Source organism: Janthinobacterium agaricidamnosum NBRC 102515 = DSM 9628 (assembly GCF_000723165.1).
In the GTDB taxonomy this organism is placed as follows: Bacteria; Pseudomonadota; Gammaproteobacteria; order Burkholderiales; family Burkholderiaceae_D; genus Janthinobacterium; species Janthinobacterium agaricidamnosum.
Map to the genome: position 1 here is coordinate 4,165,699 of NZ_HG322949.1, position 20,685 is coordinate 4,186,383.

General features: G+C 62.7%; 15 protein-coding genes and 1 tRNA gene. 10 read left to right on the forward strand and 6 right to left on the reverse strand.

What is annotated here, in order from left to right; all coding sequences use genetic code 11:
• Positions 1 to 85: 85 nt before the first annotated feature.
• Together GJA_RS17855 and GJA_RS17860 are read right to left on the reverse strand one after the other, a co-directional pair.
• Positions 86 to 1,390: an FAD-dependent oxidoreductase gene (locus tag GJA_RS17855; protein WP_051781059.1), complete on the reverse strand. Its 1,305-nt coding sequence runs from the start codon at positions 1,388 to 1,390 to the stop codon at positions 86 to 88.
• Between the two features lie 331 nt (positions 1,391 to 1,721).
• Entirely contained in the window at positions 1,722 to 4,253 is a 2,532-nt protein-coding gene (locus tag GJA_RS17860; RefSeq protein WP_051781061.1) for a TonB-dependent receptor plug domain-containing protein, read from the reverse strand.
• Between the two features lie 237 nt (positions 4,254 to 4,490).
• On the opposite strand from GJA_RS17860, the gene GJA_RS17865 reads away from it, so the two are divergent.
• Both GJA_RS17865 and GJA_RS17870 read left to right on the forward strand, forming a co-directional pair.
• A tRNA-Lys gene (locus GJA_RS17865) sits at positions 4,491 to 4,566 on the forward strand.
• A gap of 140 nt (positions 4,567 to 4,706) precedes the next feature.
• Positions 4,707 to 5,321 carry an IMPACT family protein gene (locus GJA_RS17870; RefSeq protein ID WP_038494833.1) on the forward strand — a complete coding sequence of 205 codons (615 nt, stop codon included), beginning with the start codon at positions 4,707 to 4,709 and terminating at the stop codon, positions 5,319 to 5,321.
• Here the strand turns inward: GJA_RS17870 and GJA_RS17875 are convergent.
• On the reverse strand, positions 5,318 to 6,451 hold the full coding sequence (locus GJA_RS17875) for an ROK family transcriptional regulator (protein ID WP_174525986.1): 1,134 nt from the start codon (positions 6,449 to 6,451) through the stop codon (positions 5,318 to 5,320). The genes GJA_RS17870 and GJA_RS17875 overlap by 4 nt on opposite strands.
• 156 nt (positions 6,452 to 6,607) lie before the next feature.
• On the opposite strand from GJA_RS17875, the gene GJA_RS17880 reads away from it, so the two are divergent.
• From GJA_RS17880 to GJA_RS26310, 8 genes are all read left to right on the forward strand, one after another.
• Positions 6,608 to 9,160: a TonB-dependent receptor gene (locus tag GJA_RS17880; RefSeq protein ID WP_038494836.1), complete on the forward strand. Its 2,553-nt coding sequence runs from the start codon at positions 6,608 to 6,610 to the stop codon at positions 9,158 to 9,160.
• A 4-nt stretch (positions 9,161 to 9,164) separates the two neighbouring features.
• A complete protein-coding gene (locus GJA_RS17885) occupies positions 9,165 to 10,334 on the forward strand; it encodes a YdcF family protein (RefSeq protein ID WP_038494839.1) in 1,170 nt (389 codons plus the stop codon).
• A gap of 173 nt (positions 10,335 to 10,507) precedes the next feature.
• The gene (locus tag GJA_RS17890) at positions 10,508 to 10,909 is read left to right on the forward strand and encodes a hypothetical protein (protein WP_051781063.1); all 402 of its coding nucleotides are present in this window, start codon (positions 10,508 to 10,510) and stop codon (positions 10,907 to 10,909) included.
• Between the two features lie 321 nt (positions 10,910 to 11,230).
• The gene (locus GJA_RS17895) at positions 11,231 to 12,628 is read left to right on the forward strand and encodes an L-cystine transporter (RefSeq protein ID WP_038494842.1); all 1,398 of its coding nucleotides are present in this window, start codon (positions 11,231 to 11,233) and stop codon (positions 12,626 to 12,628) included.
• Between the two features lie 234 nt (positions 12,629 to 12,862).
• The gene (locus GJA_RS17900; protein WP_339325665.1) at positions 12,863 to 13,594 is read left to right on the forward strand and encodes a hypothetical protein; all 732 of its coding nucleotides are present in this window, start codon (positions 12,863 to 12,865) and stop codon (positions 13,592 to 13,594) included.
• On the forward strand, positions 13,515 to 13,838 hold the full coding sequence (locus GJA_RS28620; RefSeq protein WP_339325666.1) for a hypothetical protein: 324 nt from the start codon (positions 13,515 to 13,517) through the stop codon (positions 13,836 to 13,838). Before GJA_RS17900 ends, GJA_RS28620 begins: the two co-directional genes overlap by 80 nt.
• A 27-nt stretch (positions 13,839 to 13,865) precedes the next feature.
• Complete coding sequence (locus GJA_RS17905) at positions 13,866 to 14,681, forward strand: ferritin-like domain-containing protein (RefSeq protein WP_038494845.1); 816 nt, start codon at positions 13,866 to 13,868, stop codon at positions 14,679 to 14,681.
• A 154-nt stretch (positions 14,682 to 14,835) separates the two neighbouring features.
• Positions 14,836 to 15,192 (forward strand): hypothetical protein, encoded by a 357-nt coding sequence (locus GJA_RS26310; RefSeq protein WP_051781065.1) that lies wholly within the window; start codon positions 14,836 to 14,838, stop codon positions 15,190 to 15,192.
• 248 nt (positions 15,193 to 15,440) lie between these two features.
• Here the strand turns inward: GJA_RS26310 and GJA_RS17915 are convergent, their stop codons facing one another.
• The 3 genes from GJA_RS17915 to GJA_RS17925 form a co-directional block, all read right to left on the reverse strand.
• Positions 15,441 to 18,668, reverse strand: coding sequence for an efflux RND transporter permease subunit (locus tag GJA_RS17915; protein ID WP_038494848.1), 3,228 nt, complete (start codon positions 18,666 to 18,668; stop codon positions 15,441 to 15,443).
• 3 nt (positions 18,669 to 18,671) lie between these two features.
• Positions 18,672 to 19,847, reverse strand: a complete 1,176-nt coding sequence (locus GJA_RS17920) for an efflux RND transporter periplasmic adaptor subunit (protein ID WP_038494849.1) — start codon at positions 19,845 to 19,847, stop codon at positions 18,672 to 18,674.
• 373 nt (positions 19,848 to 20,220) lie between these two features.
• Entirely contained in the window at positions 20,221 to 20,646 is a 426-nt protein-coding gene (locus GJA_RS17925; protein ID WP_038494852.1) for a divergent PAP2 family protein, read from the reverse strand.
• Positions 20,647 to 20,685 lie beyond the last annotated feature (39 nt).

A 20,685-nucleotide genomic window follows, 5' to 3' on the forward strand; every position in this document is an offset into this window, starting at 1 on the left:
GCGCCGTAACAACATATCCCTATGCCCAATGATTGGTTTCCCGGGCGCCGCGGCTTGACCATATTGATACTCGCCGCCGCGCCAACTAGGCTGCCTGCCTGGTTTTGTTACTTTGAACCCACAGGGACTGGCCCGGCGCGCTGCGCACGTCCGGCCAGTCGTGCCGCGACGTCGCGGCGTGGCCCTGTTCGAATGCGGCAATCGACTTGCGCACCGCCTCGAAGCCGTGCTCCAGCATCTGCGCCTCGTAGTCGTGCAGCGCGTCCAGCAGCCCCTTTCCGCCATCGCGGTGGGCCAGGATCTGGCGCAGAAAAAACGCCGCATCGGCCATCGCCGTGTTGGCGCCCAGCGCGCGGAAATACGTCATGCTGTGGATCGCGTCGCCGAGCAGCGTCACCGCCCGGGTCGGCCACGGCTCGACCGGCAGCGAGGTGCGGATCGGCAGCACGCCGAGGGTCGAGGTATCGCTCAGGTCGAACAACTGACGGTAGGCCGGATGCCACTGCTCCACCACCTGGTTGATGAAGCCGCGCAGTTGCGCACCGTCGTAGCCGAACAGTTCATCGTCCGGCGGCAGTTGCTCGCGCAAGCCGCTGAGCGCCCACATGATGTAGCTTTTGGCATTGTCGAACAACAGGCCGCCGTGCTCGCCGAGGGCGGCCGTGTCCTCGCCGCCGATCACGCCGATGGCTTCGTGACCGGGACGGAATTCATGACTGGTGAAGAACAGGTTGTAGCCGCTGTCCGATTTCACCGACACGGTTTTTTTATAGAATAATTCCGGCACGCTGCGCTTGACCGCGTCCGTCAATGCGATCTTGCCGGCCAGCCGGCGCGCGCCGGTATCGACCCAGCGCGCATGCGGCACCAGTTGCCGCCGTACCCGCGAATTGGCGCCGTCCGCGCCGACCAGCACGTCGCCGACCACGCTGCTGCCGTCGGTGAAATAGGCGACCACCTTGCCATCGGCGCGCTCCTCGTACCGGTCATAGGTTTTCTGGTAGTGCAGCACGCCGTCCAGGCCGGACAGCAGCACCTGGCGCAGCGTGATGCGGCTGACCGATTTTTCGCGCTCGCTGTGTTCCAGTTCCGGGTCCGGGGTACGGCGCGGCAGTTGCTCCAGTTGTTCCGACAGCAGCGCGTATTCGCCCGGCGCGGCGGCGTAGGTCGATGCGAACGACTGGTACAGCGCATCCGGCAGGCAGGCCTTCAGCGCATCGATGCCGCGGCTGCGGATTTGCAGCCGGAAGCCCTGCAAATAATCGGTGCGCGCCGCGTCGCGTTCATACACGGCGACGCCGATGCCGTGCTTCTTCAAGCCTTGCGCCAGCAGCAGGCCGCCCGGGCCGGCGCCGATGACGATGACTTGCAATCCTTGGTACTCGCTCATGCTTTACCTTTCGCTGCTTCAAAAATGCTACTTAGAGCCTATCCCATTAGATGAATACGCCCTCTTCTGGCGCTCCTCAGGAACGGGGACTGCGTTGATCGTCGTCGCGTGGCCCGCCACGCGTCCTCCTCACGCCTGGTCCGCGCTCCCGATGCGCGGCCAGAACAAGACGCTCACTACCGGGATAGGCTCTTAAATGAGCGGAGCCTGTTTCAGCGCGATCAACTGCTCGACCGTTTGTTCATGACAGAGACAGCGCGCCGGCGCCCAATGCGCCGATAAAACTATGCCGCGATATCAGCATGGCGCTCTCCGCTTCGATGCCAGTGCATCACCAGCTCACATCCAGGCGGGCATAGTAATAACCGCCGTCGATGCCGTACGGCGAATACCAGCTATACGACGGACTGGTGACGGGAATCGCGAAAAATTTCTTCGCTTCCGCATTCAGCTCGTTCGGCCGCTTGCCGAACAGGTTGTCGGCGCCAATCGACAGGCGCGCATGTTTATTCAATGCGTAGCCGAGGTTCAAGTTGGTGATCAACGCGGCATCGACCACTTCGTCGCGCGCGGCCGCCACCGAACTGGCGTTGCTGACCTTGGAATAGCGGGTTTCCTTGATCGTCAGGTCGAACTTGTCGACCTTCCACAGCGCGCTCAGCGACGTGATGTTCTTCGGATTGTTTTCCGTCAGCGCGCTGATGGTGGCCCGGTTATAAGAAATGCCGCTGTCGGCCAGCACCGCCGGAATGCCGGCCAGGCTGTTGACCTTGGTCTGGTTCTGGTTGCTGGTGAAGATCCAGTCGATCTTGCCGTAACCGGCCGGCAGCAGCGTGCGGTGGTCGATCACCAGGTCCAGACCACGGGTGACGGTGCTGGCCGCGTTGGTGAAATAGGTCACCGAGGTGATCGCCTCGGCGCCCAGGCCGGCGCTGTTGAGGATATTGTTGACGGTGGCGCCTTGCAGCGTCGGCGTCGAAATGATGCGGTTGCGGATCGCGATCTGGTAGGCGTCCAGGCTGATATTGGTCGACGCCGACGGTTTCAGCACGATCCCGACACTTTGATTGACCGAGCGTTGCGGCTGCAAGTCCTGCGCCCCCAGCGCCCTGGCGACGACGCTGTTGGCCGGCGCCGACAGCGCGAACGACTGGCGCAGCGCGCCCGTCAGCGGATCGGTGGTGTAACCGCCGACCTTGGTGGTGTAATACTGCTGCTGCAGCGTCGGCGCCGAAAAGCCGTTGCTGAGCGTGGCGCGCAGCGCGACCCCATCGCTGACTTCATAACGGGTCGACAGCTTGCCGGTGCGGACGTTGCCAAAGTCGTTGTAATGCTCGAAGCGGGCCGCCGCCGCGCCGCTCCACTTCTGCGTGAAGGCCTGGCTGAAATCGGCGTACAGCGCGTCGTTGGTGCGCGCATGCGAGCCGGCCACGTCGGGCGAGAACCCGGCCATGCCGGACGCGCCCGAATTGGGCCGCTGTCCGGTCAAGGGGCCGGAAGTGAACGCGTAGCCGCCATTCGCATACGAAGCCCACTCGCCGGCCTGCTGCTGGAACTGCTCGCGGCGGTGCTCGTAGCCGGCCGCTACCGACAGCGGCTTGGCGAACCAGCGGGTCTGGACGTTGCGCGTCAGGTCCAGGTTGGTGACCCACTCACCCGATACCAGCGCGCCGTCGTAAAAGTCATGCTGGCCCTGGTAAGCCGGTCCCAGCGAGCCGTTCAGGGAATCGCGGGTAGCGATGTCGGCCTTGTCGTGGCCATAACTGCTGCTCAAGTCCCAGTTCCAGCCCAGCAGGCCGGTGCCGCGCGCACCGGCCACCAGTTGGTAGTCGTTTTCCCGGGTTTCAAACTTCGGGATAAAACCGTCCGGATAAACGTCGGCATAGTTTTGCGGCGAATTCGCCGGCCGGTAATAACCCCAGCCTTGCGAGCGCCGGTTGCCGGCCGTTCCATACGAATACAGCGTCACGTTCGGCCCGACCGGCAGCTCGGCGTTATAAGCCAGGTTATAGGTTTCGCCGGCCGGTTTACCCATGATCATCTTGTAGCGCGACTGGCTGGTCTCGCGCGGGTCGTCGCCGAAATACAGCTTGGTGGCCTGTGGAATCGGGCCCTGGTCGTTGGTGGCGCGGTGCGCGTCGGCGCTGGCGCTGATGCTGATGAAGCCGCCGTCCTGGCCCAGCTCGAAACCCTGGTTGAACAGCAGGTTATTGGTCTTGCCCTTGCCGTCGAAATCGCCGACGGTGTCGCCGTACTGGCCGTACAGATAGCTCAGGGCGCCGCCGCTGCCATTGGTCTTCAGGATGATGTTGATCACGCCGCTGATGGCGTCCGATCCGTACTGCGCGGCGGCGCCGTCGCGCAGGATTTCGATATGGTCGACGGCGCTCGCCGGTATCAGGTCCAGGTCGGTCGGCGACTGGCCATTGATGATCAGCGGCGTCTTGTGGCGGCGCTTGCCGTTGACCAGCACCAGCACGCTGTTGGCGTCCAGGCCGCGCAGCGTGGCGGTGGCCACGGCGATGCCGGTCTGGCCCTTGAAGCCGGGCGTATTGCTGTACGACGGATACAGCGTGGCCAGCGCGTCGCGCAGGTTTTGCTTGCCGGTCGCGGCCAGTTCCCTGGCGCCGACCACGTCGATCGGCGACAGGCTCTTGGCAATGCTGCGCGCTTCGCCGCGGGCGCCGGTGACCACCACCACGTCCTGCGCCCGGACCGCCGTGGCATCGGCCGCGGCGGCGCCCTGCGCACTCTGCCCGAACGCCGGCGCAGCCGCGCACAGGCCGCCGACCAGCATCGACAGCACCGGCAAACGCGGCGCACGAGCGTGAGATTTTTTTGTTGCGACTGACGTAAGCGGCATTGCAAAACTCCCGTGAGAATGTGTGACAATTTGAAGGCTGATCGACTATAACAACAGCTTTTGTCGACGAAAACGAATCTTTTTGTCGCGTCTTATTACATTTCGTTAGCACGGTTTTTGCCGCGGCGACGGCAGCTTGGGGGGGATGGCGCGCGCTTGAAAGCGGCGCTGGATCGCGCCACGATGTGGCGGGCGCTTGCAAAAAATGGCGCGCGGCGCTATCATGGCGGCCCTTCCGGGTCGTTAGCTCAGCTGGTAGAGCAGCGGACTTTTAATCCGTTGGTCGCAGGTTCGAATCCCGCACGGCCTACCAAGAATTTGCAGTACTAAGAGCCTATCCCAGTAGATGAATACGCCCTCTTCTGAGATAGGCTCTAAAAAAGCCAACCGTACGCGGTTGGCTTTTTTTCGTCCGCAGTGCGGTACGCTGTCCCACTCAACCATGCCGATGCCATGCCCCAGACCCTACTCGCCGCCGCGCACAGTGAATTGCTGATCAAGAAAAGCCGCTTCCTCGGCTGCGTGCAGCCGGTGGACGGCCGCGCGGCCGCGCAGCAAGTGGTGGCCGGACTGTGGGCGCGCCATCCCGGCGCGAGCCATGTGTGCTGGGCGCTGCTGGCCGGCGGCCAGTCGGCGGCGGTCGATGACGGCGAACCGGGCGGCACCGCCGGCCGGCCGATGCTCGACGTGCTGCGCCACCAGGACCTGGAGGGCGTGCTGGCCACGGTGGTGCGCTATTACGGCGGCATCCAGCTGGGCGCCGGCGGCCTGGTGCGGGCCTATACCGACAGCGTGGCGCAAGCGCTGTTAACCGCGCAGAAGGTGCGCATCGTCAAGCTGCGCACGCTGCGCTGCCAGTTTCCGTATGCGCTGGAAGGCTTGCTGCGGCGCGAGCTCGAACTGGCCGGCGCGACCCTGCTGCACGTCGCGCATGGCGCGCAGGTCGGCTTCGATTTCAGCCTGCCCGACGATGCCGCGCAGGCGCTGCTGGCGCGCCTGCGCGAAGCGGGACAGGGACGCATCGCCTGGCTGGACGCGGACCAGGATGGATCGTTGAGACGGACTTAAAACTGATTGGCGGACAGCGCATGCGTCAGCGCGTGGATCGGCAGCAAGGCCGCTCCCAGGGCGATCGAACTGCGGCCGAGGTTGGACACCCGCACGCTGCAAGGGGAGCGGTGCTCGCCGACGATCAGGCGGCCGTTGTTCAACCTGGCGGCCAGCCGCGTCAACAGCGAAAAAGGCAGCGAGCCGGACAAGATAATCTCGGCCGGATCGAACCACACGACAGCGCTGTTTAACGCCGTCTCAAGCTGTTGCGCCGCCCGGTCCAGCCAGCCCTCGATCAATGCTTCGTAGCCGCGCGTCTGTTGGTCGAAACTGGCAACCGATTCGATGGCGCAGCCGGCCTCGCGCAGCATCGCCAGCAAATCGAGCGTGGTGGGACGCGGCTGCGTTCCCGGATAGAGCATGCCGATGTCGCCGGCGCCGCCCAGTCCTCCGCGCAGCAGGCGGCCGTCTTCGATCACGCCCGCGCCGACGCCGTAACCGAGCAGTATCACCACCACGGTGGAGGTTTGCCGCACCGGCCCGCCGCGGTAATACTCGGCCAGCGCCGCCGCGTTGGCGTCGTTTTCCAGCATCACGCGCAGGCCCAGGGTGTCGTCCAGAATCTGCCGCAGCGGCACATCGCGCCATCCGGGCAATTCCTTGACCACATGCCAGCGCTTGCCATCGCGCGCCAGGGCCGGACCGGGTATGCCGATGCCGATCCCCAGGAAGCGCCGGCCCAGCAAGCGGTGCTTGACCGATTCGTCGATAATCCTCTGGTCCAGCAGCCGCGCAAAATCGACCGGGTCCGGCGCGACCACGGCTTCGCTGGTCAGCGAGATCAGGTCGCCGGCAAAATCGACGAACGCGATTTCCAGCATCCCTTTATGGACTGCCGCGCCCACCGTATAACCGCCGTCGGCGGACAGCGCCAGCGGAATCGTCGGACGCCCGCGACGCGGCGCATCCGGCGCGGCCAGCTCCTCGACCAGGCCCAGGTTCAGCAGTTCATGCGACAGTTTTGTCACCGTCGAGTTGCTGACATCCATGGCCAGCGACAGTTCGGTGCGCGCCGTCGGCCCCTTGGTCCGCAAATGCCACAGCAGGTGCTTTGCCTCTGAATTCAAGTTCAGGCGTCCAATATTCACACGATTATCCTGTCCGGCAACATGACCATGGTGGGGGAAAAAGAGACATAATAGTTGATTTTTTATTTATTTCGCAAGTAATAAATAAAGCTGTCATATGCCCTCGGTAGTATCGCCATCGACTTCGGTCCACGCTAACTATCACTTGAGGAAATCATGTCTAAAAGAAAGTCGACGCGTACGCAAGGTTGTGCCCTTGTCGCGTTATGTGCGATTGCCGGTCCCGCTCTTGCCCAGGCGACAACGCCCGAATCGGCTGCGCTGCCCCAGCAGCAAGATGTCGTCGCGCAAGCGCCGGCCACCAATACTGCGGAACCAGCGCCGGACCAGCCCGATGCGTCGGTGGTCGTCGTGACCGGATCGGCGCGTCCGCAGCGGCGTTTCGATGTGTCTTACGCGGTCAATGCGCTGTCGCAAAAAGAGGTGCAAAAGCTGGCGCCGCAAAATATGGCGGACTTGCTCGGCAAGCTGCCTGGCATCCAGGTCGAGGCGACCGGCGGCGAAGTGCAGAACATCACCCGCGTGCGCGGCATTCCCACCGACGATGGCCTGGCCTTGTTCCAGCAGGACGGCTTGCCGCTGTTTACTGAAATCAACGGCTTTTTCTTCCGGGGCGACAGCCTGAACCGCTACGACCTGATGACCAACCGGCTCGAAGTGGTGCGCGGCGGACCGGCGCCCATCTATGCCAGCCAGGCCGCGGCCATCATCAACAGCAGCACGGTCACCGGCACCGAAAAAACCAAGGGCAAGGCGCAAGTAACGCTGGGCACCACCGGACTGGCCCGGGTCGACGCCTACCAGGCGGGACAGATCGACGAGCGCACCTTTTACGCGGTGGGCGGCTTCCTGCGCCAGGACGACGGCCACCGCGATAACGGTTTCCCGAACGACCGCGGCGGACAGATTCGCGCCAATATCAAGCGCATCACCGATGCCGGCGTCCTGAAATTGAGCGTCAACTACCTGAACGACCATAACCAGTTTTACCTGCCGATTCCGATTGCCGACCCGCGCAATCCGTCGGTCTCGCTGAACAAGTACATCGATTATTTCGATGGCACGATGAACTCGCCATCGCTGCGGAACGTCAGCCAGAAATACCTGGACGGCTCGGGCAAGCTGCAAACGGACCAGCGCGACCTGGCCAATGGACGACACATTCAATTTGGCAATGTGGGCGTGCAATTCGACGGCGACATCGGCGACTGGCGCCTGTCGGCCAAGGGCGGCTACACCAAGGGCCGCCTGGATTTCGACGCGTACTACTCGACCTCCAATCCGGCGGATGCGGCCACCTTCGCCAACAGCTTTAAAAAGGCCGCCAGCGCCGCCTTCGGCCCGGTCGACCATTTCGGCTACGCGATTGCCGGCAGCAATGGCGCCCAGGTCTACGATCCGGCCGGCGCCTCGGGCCTGGTGGTGCAGGGCCAGTACCGCGCCGCCAGCTCCAGCTTTTACTCGGCGCAGAGCGACGTCAACCTGACCAGGAACTTCCAGACCGCCCATGGCAGCCATGACGTCAAGTTCGGCCTGTATACCAGCGCCTACGGCCAGACCAGCAAGACGGTCTACAACGATATGCTGACCGAAGTCAGCGGCAAGCCGCGCACGCTCGACCTGATCGCCTATGCGGCCAACGGCGCCATCCTCGGTTCGGTGACCGACAACGGCGTGCTGCACTACAGCTCGACCCTGAACCAGGGCGACAGCGACGCCAGGATGGGCGCATTCTATGTCAACGACACCTGGGAAGTGTTTGACGGATTGCGGCTCGACGCCGGCGTGCGCGCGGAACACTATCGCTACAACGGCTATGCGCTGCTGACCACCCAGACCAACCTGGGCGATCCGAAGACGCTGGCCGACGACACCACCCGCTCCTTCACCGGCCTGCGCCAGGATCACACCTATGGCACCAGCACCAAGAACTGGACCGCCGGCGCCAATTACGATTTGTCGGAAAAGCTGGGCGCGTATGCCCGCGTGTCGCACCTGGAAGTGCCGCCGTCGCTGCAGGTCGCGGCGAGCGTCGACCCGCTGGTGCTGACCACCAAGGCCAACCAGTATGAAGTCGGCCTGAAGACCAAGGGCGACCGTTCCTATCTGTACGTGACCGCGTTTTACACGCAGTTCAATCCGCTCAATGCCTCGTTCACCGCCTTCAATCCGGTGACCGGACGCAATGACCAGACCGTGCCGTTCTTTGGCGAGGCCATCGTCAAGGGCGCCGAGTTCGACGGCGCCTGGTATCTGACGAACCGTTTTTACCTGAATGGCTCGCTGACGCTGCAAGATCCACAATACAAGAACTTCGTCAGCAGCGTCGGCGCCGATCCTTCGCAAGTGGTCGGCAACCAGATCATCCGCGAACCCAAGATCTTCGGCAACATCCGCCCCAACTACAGTTTTAATGTCGGCGACAAGCAGGTGGACGTGTATGGCAGCTATTCCTACACCGGCAAGCGTTACGTCGATTTCTTTAACGCAACCGAACTGCCAGCCTACCATTCGATCGGCGCCGGCGTGACCGTCACGCATGGCGACTGGACCTTCCAGCTGGTCGGCGACAACCTGACCAATGCCAAGGGTTTAACTGAGGGCAATACGCGCACCGATACCTTGTCCGGCCAGGGCAGCCAGCAGGCGATTTACGGCCGTCCGGTATTTGGCCGCAGCGCGCGGCTGGTACTGAGCAAGGCGTGGTGAGCAGATGATACGGTCGATCTTATTGGCGGCTGCCTTGCTGTCGATGGCGCAAGCGGGGCTAGCCGCGCCCGTGCATGACCTGCATTGGTCGCGGCTGGGGAACCAGCTGTTTCCCGCCTTGACGGACCTGGGGCTGGGCCGAGCCAACGCAAAACCGGATATGGCGTCCTTGAGCAGCCTGCTCGATAGCCGCACGGTCCGTATCGACGCCTGCCGGCATGTGCCGGGCTGCGTGCTGCACGCGGCGCTCTGGAGCGATGCCGAGATCGCTGGCCTGGCGTCATCGGCCGCCAGCCGCCCCGCAGCGGCATGGCGAAAAGGGGCGCTCGCCGACGATGGCGTACCAGCCCAGGTGGTGCGCGAGCTTCGCGGCCTCAACAGCATCATCCAGGTCTACGGCCTGGGACAGGCGCCACGTTATCCATTGATCGACGGCCCGCTCGAACCGGCCGGCGCAGCGCGATTTAATGATGACGTTGCCGATGCAATACTGTTGAGCGAGGCAAGCGCAAACGATCCCGCCGCCAGCCTCGATCCGAGCATCGGCCTGGCCTTGGCTTTGCTTGACGTCAATGACCGGAACGAGGCGGCGGACTTCGAACCGCTCGACGCACAATTCAATGCCGGGGCGCTGGCACTGGCCCATACGATAGACTGGAAGACATACCGTTACAGCGCCATCGTGGTACCGGGCATGGGGCCGGAGAACTTGTCGACGCCATTGAGCGCGCGCGGCAAACTCCGGGTGCGCCTGGCGGCCAGCCGCTTCCTGCAGGGCGAGGCGGCATTTGTGATGGTCAGCGGCGCCTCGGTGCATCCGAAAGGCAGCCGGTTCGTGGAAGCGGTGGAAATGCGCCGCGCGCTGATCGAGCGCTTCGGCATTCCCGCCAACCGCATCATTATCGAACCGTATGCGCGCCACACCACGACCAACCTGCGCAATGCCACGCGCAGGCTGCTGGCGCTGGGCGTGCCGCTGAACCGCGAGGCGCTGATCATTACCGATGCCGATCAGAGCAGCTATATCGACAGTGCGGAATTCAGCAAGCGCAACCAGCAGGAACTCGGCTACCAGCCGGGTGCGATAGGCGCCCGCCTGTCGCCGACCGAGCTGGTCTTCAAGCCGGACGCGTCGTCCGCGCGAATCGACCCGGCCGACCCGCTCGATCCGTAAAACGCGGGCAGCTTCGCTGGCGATGTTCAAAAGGGGGAGGCGCGCAAGATTGCGCCTCCCCCTTATTTGATTATGCACCGGCATTGAACTTATCCATCTGCATGGCGCCACCGGCGGCGCCACATACGGTATATTAATCGCCGAATTGCTATTTAATTTAGCGGAATCCTGCCATGGCTTTAATGATCATCGCGGTTTGCCTGATGTGCGTAGCGGCATGGCTGGGCGGCGCCGCGCCCACTCCGTATTGCCGCAGAACGTGCCAGGGGCGCGGCTGGCGCAAGACATTTCCCGAAGCATCGAAACAGCAAATCCGCGAATTCCTCGGGCTGTTTGCCCAAGCCTTCGCATTCCGCCACGCCGGCCAATTGCAGTTCCGCCCGGACGATACGCTGCTGCAGATTTACCGCACCGTGCATCCCGGCCGCCGGATACCGGACGCGCTGGAACTCGACACCCTGGCGTGCAACTTGAAACGCCGTTATGCGCTGGACCTGGGCGCCCTCTGGAACGAACACTTGACGCTGGGAGAGTTGTTCGGCCGCTCGCTGGCCGCCAGGGCGTCAGCAAGATAGGCACGCCGCCTGGCATGAATGACTGGACGATGCCTTTCTAAATATCCCATGGAAACCATTTTTTAGTTAATAATAATTTCCAACAAAATTATTTAATATTGGAAATACTCCGCCTATTTTCCATTTTTCACATAAACATATGATTTAATATTCGTAGCCTTATTTCACCATTATCCAAATCATCCTGTACAGTGCCCGGATTTAGTCGCTTGATTTGCGCATCATTGTCGATTTACTGAAAACACCTGCAAAACGCTATTCACATCCAATAGCGGCATCAGCATGTTGACGTTTTTCGGATAAATCAAAATAAGGGCCCTCATGGAAATCAACCTCATCATCAACCTGGCCGTCGCGCTGGCCGTCTGCGGCTGGCTGTACCGCCTGCAAAGCCGCCATGCGTCGTTCACGGTGCGCGTCTTTACCGGCATGGGCCTGGGTATCGCGCTGGGCGCGGCGCTGCAATTCTTCTACGGCGCCAGCTCGCCGGTAGTGGCCGGCACCAACCAATACCTCGGCATCGTCGGCAGCGGCTACGTCAAGCTGCTGCAAATGATCGTGATGCCGCTGATTATGATTTCGATCATTGCGGCGATCCTCAAATTGAAGGGCGCCAGTTCGCTCGGCAAAATCAGCGCGCTGACCATCGGTACGCTGATGGTGACCACCATGATCGCGGCCGGCATCGGCATCCTGATGGCCAGGCTGTTCGGCCTGACCGCCGTCGGGCTGACGTCCAGCGCCGCCGAAGTGGCGCGCGGCCTGTACCTGCAAGGCTCGGTGAGCGCGGCCAAGGCGATTTCGCTGCCGGGCATGCTGATCAGCTTCATCCCGGCCAATCCCTTCCTCGACATGACCGGCGCGCGCAAGACGTCCACCATCGCGGTGGTGATCTTTTCGATTTTCGTCGGCATTTCGGCGACCGGCATCGCCGCCAAAAAACCGGAAATCTTCGCGTCCTTCGAACACTTCATCAAGGTAACGCACGCCATCGTGATGCGCATGGTGACGCTGGTCTTGCGCCTGACGCCATACGGCGTGTTCGCGCTGATGACGCAAGTGGTGGCCGAATCGAGCTACACCGACATCCTGAACCTGATCAGCTTCGTGGTGGCGTCGTATGGCGCGCTGCTGCTGATGTTCGGGGTTCACCTGGCCATCATTTCCGGCGTCGGCCTGAGCCCGGTGCGCTACGTCAGGAAAATCTTCCCGGTGCTGGCCTTCGCGTTCACCTCGCGCAGCAGCGCCGGCGCGATTCCGATGAGCGTGCAAACCCAGACCCGGCGCCTGGGCACGCCGGAAGGCATCGCCAACTTCGCCGCGTCGTTCGGCGCCACCATCGGCCAGAACGGCTGCGCCGGCATTTATCCGGCCATGCTGGCGGTCATGATCGCGCCGACCGTCGGCATCGATCCCTTTACCTTGAGTTTCATCCTGCCGTTGATCGCCATCATCACCATCGGTTCGGTCGGCGTGGCCGGCGTCGGCGGCGGCGCGACCTTTGCCGCGCTGATCGTGTTGTCGGCGATGGACTTGCCGGTGGCGCTGGCCGGCCTGCTGATTTCGATCGAACCGCTGATCGACATGGGCCGCACCGCCCTCAACGTCAGCGGTTCGATCACCGCCGGCACGCTGACCAGCCGGGTGATGGGCGAAACCGACCTGGCCGTGTATGACAGCAACGCGGTGAGCGACCTGGACCAGGCCGAATTCGCCTGATCCCGCCAACGTTGCAGTGCGCGCCGGACAGCCCTGTCCGGCGCCGGTATCCCCCCATCGTTTGCGCTGCATCAAGCAGCCCTTCCCGTTCTGCCGAATATCGTTCAAATCCCGAAAAACGCCGAACCAGCGGCGTCATCCCCAGTCTAATTTTTTGCCAGCCGCATCAGCGCTGTTCAAGACGACGGTAATAACGACGGCAATGGCAACGACAACGATAGGGGAAGCGACGTTATGGCGTTTAATTTGTACGATTCCAAAGGTTGTCCGCTGGAACAGCAGCATTTCACGTGGCGCGAGCTGGTGCAGCAGCCGATCAGCAAGCTCGACGACGACGCCTATACCCGCGTGCGCATCATCCTGATGAACAGCATCGAGCATGCGGCGCTGCGCTTCCAGCACATGGCCAGCCGTTTGTCGGGCGATTTGCAACTGGTGCTGGCGCGCATCCGCCGCGTCGAACAGCAACAGGCGGTCATGACCGGCTGGCTGCTGGGCGCCGACCACTCGCCGCTGGAAACCACCATCGCCAACGAACAGGCCGCCATCGGAGTGACGGCGGCGCTGGCGCAACAGGAACCGGACGCCGCGCTGGCCCAATCCTGCCGCCATACGCTGCTGGAAAACGTCGATCACCTGTACCGCTATTCGGCGCTGCTCGACCGGCTGGAAGGCAAGGACGCCAACAACATTCTGCAAAGCTATACCGACATCCTGCCCGGCCGGCCGACCCGCGAACAGCACCGCGCGCCGCACGACGACTTGCGCCCGCCGTACCAGCGCGACACGGCGCGGCCGGCCACCAAGCTGCATGTGCTGATCCTGAACGCGCTGGCGCAGCGCAGCCGCGATTCACAGTTGCGTGGAGCAAGAAAGCAACCACCATATGAAAGCCATCTGGGAACGTTTCCTCGATTACGAACTGGGCCATTTCCACCTGGTCAGCACGCTGTATGCTCGGCATGAACAGCGCGATCCGGCGCTGCTGATGCCGCCCGAACTGCCGGCGCCGCTGCCCTTCCGCAGCCAGCGCACATTCATCCGCCAGGTACTGGCGCAGGAACTCGGCTTGCCGGCCCGCGCCCATGCCGCGTCGGACGCCTACCGCGCGCAGATGAACCGCGACGGTTCGCCCAGCGATTGCGTGGCCGCCGGCTACGCCTGGGTGCCCGGCACCGAATTGAACCGCACGCTGATCGCCATCGACTGATATCGGTACACTGAAAAGGGAGACAAGATGACATCAAGCGACGCAGCCGGCATCAACCGCACCGGCATCCACATGTCGCCGCTGGACAGCCGCGCGATGCAGCATGCCGACGGCGCCGCCGGACAAGCGTATTTCAACGATGCCGGCAGCAGCGCCTTGCGCACCGGCTACATCGTCGGCGCCGACCGGCTCGGCTCGGTACCGCTGCCGGTGGCCAGGCGCGCGGCGGCGCAAGCCGGCGGCAGGCCGGACGGCACGCCGCTCGTCAAGGATCACCGTCAAGGCGGCCGGCAGGCGGGCCGGCAAGCGAACCGGCAAGATATGCTGCTCGACAAGCTCGGCGAACGGCTGGCGTTCGAACGCACCGCCACCCGCCTGTACGATGCGCTGATCACCAAGTGCGTAGCGATGTCCGACAGCTCCATCGGCATGACGGTCGAGGATTTGCGCGACATCCGCGACGACGAGGCGCGCCATTTCCTGACGGCGGCGCGGGCCATCGAATCGCTGGGCGGCGACGCCACCGCGCAAACCCCGAGCGCGGACATGGTCGGTCTCGAAGCGATGGGACTGGTGCAGGTGCTGGCCGATCCGCGCACCACCATCGCCCAGTCGCTGCACGCGATCCTGACCGCCGAACTGGCCGACCACGTGGGTTGGGAAGCGTTGATCGCACTGGCTTCCGAACATGGGCAAATGGACATGATCAACGATTTCAGCGTGGCGCTGGATGAAGAATTGGGTCATTTGCTGCTGGTGCAAGGCTGGTATGAAGTCGCCATCGGCCTGCCTTCGGCGGCGGCGCCGAACAGCGATGCATTACCGGCGCTGGCGCCCGACTGAGACCGCCGCATGCAGACAAAGTATCACCTGGCACCCTGGATCGAATTCTCACACCGCAGCAGATACATGCACCCCGCAGCATCCTCCCCCTAAGCAAGCGAGGCAATCGCTAAGCAAGCCAGGCAATATTACCCACACCAAGAAAGGAAGCATCATGATAACAATCTCGAATGCGTCGAAAATCATCCTGGCCGCGGCACTGCTGAGCGCAATGCTGGGCGGTTGCCGCAAACAGAATACCGAACAGACCACCGCACCCGGCACCACCGCAACGCCGCCGGCCGACACCACCACGCCAGGCACCGGCAGCGGCACCAGCGGCACCGGCGGTGCAACGGGCACAGGCACGCCACCGGACAATAGCGCCACGCCGGGGACTACGCCCGGTACCACGCCAGGCACGACACCCGGCGCCATTCCCGGCACCACGCCGCCCGGCAGCACCAATCCGGACGGCACGCCCGCCACGCCACCTGGCGGCACGACGACGCCACCACCACCCAGCCGCTGAATGCGCATTGCCGGCCGGTTCAGATGAAGTCTGGCTGCTTTGCCCGGGCGAAAAACCATCAAAGCTGAACCGTTCTCGATGCGCCGGATGGTTCAGTGTTGCATGCAGCCAAGGGCTGAGTCCTGCATGGCACCGGACTCAGCTTTTTAGCATCCGGCCTGTCCATCAAAAAACCCCACAAGTCGGCGGGCAACTTGTGGGGTGTGCGTTTGTGTGCTTGGCAGTCAAGCACCGACTCCGTGACGCGCTTATTGGCTATCGATCACCTGCCCGGAAGCCAGCGTGCGCTTGCCGCGGCCGGTCAGCAACCTCACCAGGGCCACCAGCAGGCGGAAGCTCAGGCGCACGAAAACCAGCGTCAGCACCCCTTCGATAAACGTCAGCAGGAACGCAAGCGACACATGCATGCGCTCGGCGCGCCGGTGGAACTTGGCGATCGCGCCGTCACGCGAAATTTCGATGCTGTCATAGAAGGTCGGCACCACCAGCAAGGTCAGCAGCGTCGATGTGATGGTGCCGCCGATGATGGCGATCGCCAGCGGACGGTAAAACTCGCCGCCCTCGCCCAGCCCCAGTGCGACCGGGAACATGCCGGCGATCAGCGCGAAGGTCGTCATCAGGATAGGACGCAGACGCATGCGGCCGGCGTGCATCAGCGCATCTTCGCGGCTGTAACCTTCCGCTTCGCGCTTGCGCGCCGCATCCAGCAACAGGATCGCGTTCTTGGCCACCAGGCCCATCAGCATGATGATGCCGATGAAGCTCATCAAGTTCAGCGTGTTCTTCGTCACCCACAGCGACAGCACCACGCCGATCAGGCTCAGCGGCAGCGACAGCATCACCGCCACCGGCGCCGTGAACGAACCGAATTGCATCACCAGGATCAGGTACATCAGGCCGATGCCCATGATCAGCGCCAGGAACATTTCAGTAAACAATTCTTGCTGATCCTGGCCGGCGCCGCCCAGCGACAAGCCGTAGCCCGGCGGGAAATCCATCGACTTGGCCAGCTTCATCGCATCCGACGTCACTTCGCCATTCGACCGGCCCTGGGCATTGGCCGACACGGTGATGGTGCGCTTGCCGTTCTTGTGCTCGATGCCGGACGGTCCCTTGCCCATCGTGATGCGCGCGATCTGATCCAGCGGCACCATTTGCGAGGTACCAACGACATTGATCGGCAAGCGCTCGATGTTTTCCGACGCCACCCGGTCGTCCGGGTGCAGGCGTACCGCCACGTCGCGGGTTTCGCCGGTCGGATCGACCCAGTCGCCCACTTCGACGCCGGCGAACGCCACCCGCAACGCCTGCGCCGCGTCATTGACGGAAATGCCCATCGAATTGGCCAGGCCGCGGTCCATTTCGATCTTCAATTCGTCTTTCGGATCTTGCTGCGACAAGCCGACATCGACCGCGCCCGGCACCTGGCGCAGCTTGTCCATATAGGCGTTGGTAATTTCCATCAGCTTGCGTGAATCCGGGCCGGTAAACTCGACCTGGATCGGTTTTTGCGCGCCGTTGTTCAAGTCGTCGAGCACCACATATTCGGCGCCGACCAGGCGCTTCATCTTTTCGCGCAACTCGCCGGCCACTTGCTTGGCGCTGCGCTTGCGCGTATTGCGCTTGCCGATATCGATATAGATGCGGCCGCCGCCGGCATTGATCGAACTATTGGTTTCTTTCGTCTCGGGCAAGGTGCGCGCCAGTTCGGCGGCCTTTTCCATTTTCAGGCGCGCATATTCGATGCTGCTCGACGCAGGCATGCGCACGTCGATCATCAGGTTGCCCGAGTCGGACGCCGGCAAGAAGCTGGTGCCGCCCCACAAACCCTGTATCGTCAGCGCGCCGATGAAGGTGGCGAAAGCGATCGAGCCCATCGCCCGGCGGTGATGCAGCGCCCAGCCGATCACGTTGCCGTAACGGTCGGCCTGGTGGTCGAACCAGTCGTTGAAGCGCCCCAGCACCTTGCTGATGCCGGTTTTCGGCGCATGGTGATGGTCGGCCGGGTCGCCCCAGTAAGCCGACAGCATCGGATCGAGCGTAAACGAAATCCCCAGGCTGACGATCACCGAGCAGGTCACCGTCAGCGCGAACGGCCGGAACCACTCGCCCGAGACGCCGGGCATGAACGCCACCGGGATGAACACGGCAATGATCGAGAAGGTCGTCGCGGCCACCGCCAGGCCGATCTCGGCCGTGCCTTCCAGCGCCGCCTTGCGCCGGTCGGAACCCATCTGCATGTGGCGCACGATGTTTTCGCGCACCACGATGGCGTCATCGATCAGCACGCCGATCGCCAGCGACAGGCCGAGCAGCGTCATGAAGTTCAGCGTAAAGCCGCACAGCCATACCGCGATAAAGGCGGCGATCACCGACGTCGGCAGGCTGAGCGCGGTGATCAGCGTCGAGCGCCACGAATTGAGGAAGGCGTACACCACGAAGATGGTCAGCACCGCGCCCAGCACCAGCGATTCGATCACATTGTTCAAGCTGCTCTGCGCATCCTTGCCGCCGTCGCGGGTCACTTCCAGGCTGGTGCCCTTGGGCAGGGTCTTGTTGATTTCAACCACCATGTCGCGGATCTTGTTGGCCACGCTGACCGTGCTCGCTTCGCGGGTGCGGGTGATCGACAGGCCGACGTTCGGCTTGGCGCTGCGGATGCTCAGGCTGTCGACTTCGGCAAAACCGTCCTCGATGCTCGCCACTTGCACCAGGCGCACGATTTCATTGCCGCTGCGCTTGACCACCACGCTCTGGAAATCGGCCGGCGACACGATGCGGCCGACCAGTCGTATGCTTTTCTCATCCAGCTCGCCGCGCACCTTGCCGACCGGCGCATTGGTGTTCTGGTTGTGCAGCGCATTGACCACGTCGCTGACCGAGACATTGTATTCGCGCAGCTTTTCGGAATGCAGCAACACGCTCAGCTCGCGTTTCAACGAGCCGCCGATATTCACCAGCGCCACCCCGTCGATCGCGCGGAAGCGGTCCGACAACACGTCTTCGGCCAGCCGCGAAATCTCGGCATGGGATTGGCTATTCGACGACAGCGCCAGTTGCATGATCGGCTGGGCCGACGGATCGATGCGCCGCAAGATCGGTTCGCGCATTTCGATCGGCAATTTATAGCGCACCGACGCGATCGCATTGCGGATATCGTCGGACGCCTCGATCAGGTTGGCCTTGAAGCCGAACTCGATGCGGATCACGGCCGAACCCTCATTGGCCGAGCTGTACACATCGGTGACCCCGGAAATGCTTTGCAGCGCTTTTTCAAGCCGGTTGACGATTTCGCGCTCGACCGTATCGGGCGATGCGCCAGGATAAGGAATGCTGACCACGATGAGTGGAATGTCGACGTCCGGGCTTTGGTTGACGCGCAGTTTTTTCAGCGCCAGCAAACCCACGCACATCATCACCAGGATCAGCACGATCGTGGCGAGCGGCCGCTTGATACTAAAGTCGGATAAGAACATGGTTTAGTTTCCCTTGCCGGCCACAGCCGATGCCGATGTCGAGGCGACCGCGGCCGGCGCCGCCTTCGGCGCGACCAGGTCGACTTTCTGGCCGTCCTTGAAATTGGAACCGGGACGCCGCATCACGCTGTCGCCGCCGGCCAGGCCGGAACGCACTTCCCAGTCGCCGGTACGGGCGTCGCGCACGCCGATCACCAGCGCCACCTTGTTCAGGGTCTTGTCTTTCAGGCGCCACGTGTACGCCTTGTCGCCAACCTGCAGCAGCGCCGATTCCGGCAACATCAGCGCCGACACGCTGCTCGTTTCGATGCGGCCTTCCGCATACAGGCCGGCCACGCCGGGCCGCGCGGCATCGCTAAAGTCGACCAATACCGCGACCTGGCGCGTGACCGGATTGGCGGCCGGATCGACGCGCCGCACCTTGCCGTTAAAGCTCTGGCCCGGATAACCGTTGATGGCGAAACGCACCGCCTGGCCGACCTTGACTTCGCTGATCTTGTCGGCCGACACCAATCCTTCAAAGCGCATGCTGCTCGGATCGATCACCTTGATCAATTCCTTGCCGATTTGCGCCGTGTCGCCATTCGACACCTTGCGCTCGCTGACGATGCCGTCGAACGGCGCCCGCACCAGCGTGCGCTGCAATTGCTGGCGCGCCTGCACCGAACGGGTCTTGGCCGCGGCCAGGTCGCTTTGCGCATTGTTGCGGCGGATTTCCGCGTCTTCCAGCGCCTGGGTCGACGTCATGCCCGACGTGCGCAGGGTTTTCATGCGTTCGAACATGCGCTGCGCCTGCTCCAGCGTCTGGTTGGCGGCGCGGGTGGCTTCCTCGGCCGAATTGAGGCTGTCGCGGATCGCCGTTTCATCGAGCCGCACCAGCAAATCGCCGCGCTTGACGGCTTCGCCATTTTCTTTCAATACCTGCAACACCACGGCCGACACTTCCGCCCGCAAATCGGCGTTGCGCTCCGGCTGCACCGAACCGGTGACCGCCGGCCCGGAAGCCAGGGCGTTATTCTGGATCGTCAGCAAGTCTTCCGACGCGATCAACAATACGGCTTCGGCGCTTGCGCTGGCTGTTTTATCACCGGCCTTACCCTTGCCGGTGTCCTTGGCTTCCTTGCCACATGCCACCAGGGCGGAAGCGATCGCCAGGACAATAATAGTTTTGCGCAACATAGGGTAGTTCTCCGAAATTTATTGATCTGTGATTCAGGCGGAATTCAGGCGGAATTTTTTTATTAAAGCAGCAAGCGCCAGAGTATCCATGTCGCTAGTAGGGCTGTCAATCAGCGGATTCCTGGAATGTGGGAATTCATGCCTGAAACGCAGATTTCGGCTACTGAAATGCAATCGAGTGGTTTTTTAGTGAAACCCGCCGCCGGGGAGACGGTTGTAGGCAAGGTATGCAAGATATGCAAGATATGCATACAGGACGCCAGACCCGCCGGGCGGCGGGCTGAATAAGACAGCGCCTGGCAATACGTTCAACAGTACGAATGGTCGGCAAGGCAAGGCAACGCCGCCCTGGACGTATTGCCGGACGCTCGCCTTACCAGCCGCGTCCCAGCACGGCATTGATACCATGCGCAATCAAAATACCGGTGCACAAACCGCCGGCGATCTCGACCAGCGTGTGGCCCATGCGCTCGCGCAGCCATCGATGGCCGCCGTCCTCCTTGGCCAGGCGATTGATCGCGGCCGCCTGCTTGCCGACGTGCTGGCGCAAGCTGTTGGCGTCGATGATGACGATGAACAACAAAGTCACGGCGACGCCAAAGGCCGGCGAACTGATCCCTTCACGCAAGGCGATCAGCGTCGCCATGCTCGACACCACCGCGCTATGGTTGCTGGGAAAGCCGCCATTGCCGACCAGCCCGAACGCCCATTGCCGGGTACGTATGCTGTTGATCAAGAACTTGATCGGACCGACCAATGTCCAGGTAATCAGGGGCGTGACGAGGTAGGCGATATCCATACGGTGTTCCTTGTGCAATATAAATAATAAAAATAATCC

Coding starts and splice junctions, on each gene's coding strand:
- GJA_RS17855 (WP_051781059.1), bottom strand. CDS start 1,390: ATGAGCGAGTACCAAGGATTGCAAGTCATCGTCATCGGCGCCGGCCCG.
- GJA_RS17860 (WP_051781061.1), bottom strand. CDS start 4,253: ATGCCGCTTACGTCAGTCGCAACAAAAAAATCTCACGCTCGTGCGCCG.
- GJA_RS17870 (WP_038494833.1), top strand. CDS start 4,707: ATGCCCCAGACCCTACTCGCCGCCGCGCACAGTGAATTGCTGATCAAG.
- GJA_RS17880 (WP_038494836.1), top strand. CDS start 6,608: ATGTCTAAAAGAAAGTCGACGCGTACGCAAGGTTGTGCCCTTGTCGCG.
- GJA_RS17885 (WP_038494839.1), top strand. CDS start 9,165: ATGATACGGTCGATCTTATTGGCGGCTGCCTTGCTGTCGATGGCGCAA.
- GJA_RS17890 (WP_051781063.1), top strand. CDS start 10,508: ATGGCTTTAATGATCATCGCGGTTTGCCTGATGTGCGTAGCGGCATGG.
- GJA_RS17895 (WP_038494842.1), top strand. CDS start 11,231: ATGGAAATCAACCTCATCATCAACCTGGCCGTCGCGCTGGCCGTCTGC.
- GJA_RS17900 (WP_339325665.1), top strand. CDS start 12,863: ATGGCGTTTAATTTGTACGATTCCAAAGGTTGTCCGCTGGAACAGCAG.
- GJA_RS28620 (WP_339325666.1), top strand. CDS start 13,515: ATGAAAGCCATCTGGGAACGTTTCCTCGATTACGAACTGGGCCATTTC.
- GJA_RS17905 (WP_038494845.1), top strand. CDS start 13,866: ATGACATCAAGCGACGCAGCCGGCATCAACCGCACCGGCATCCACATG.
- GJA_RS26310 (WP_051781065.1), top strand. CDS start 14,836: ATGATAACAATCTCGAATGCGTCGAAAATCATCCTGGCCGCGGCACTG.
- GJA_RS17915 (WP_038494848.1), bottom strand. CDS start 18,668: ATGTTCTTATCCGACTTTAGTATCAAGCGGCCGCTCGCCACGATCGTG.
- GJA_RS17920 (WP_038494849.1), bottom strand. CDS start 19,847: ATGTTGCGCAAAACTATTATTGTCCTGGCGATCGCTTCCGCCCTGGTG.
- GJA_RS17925 (WP_038494852.1), bottom strand. CDS start 20,646: ATGGATATCGCCTACCTCGTCACGCCCCTGATTACCTGGACATTGGTC.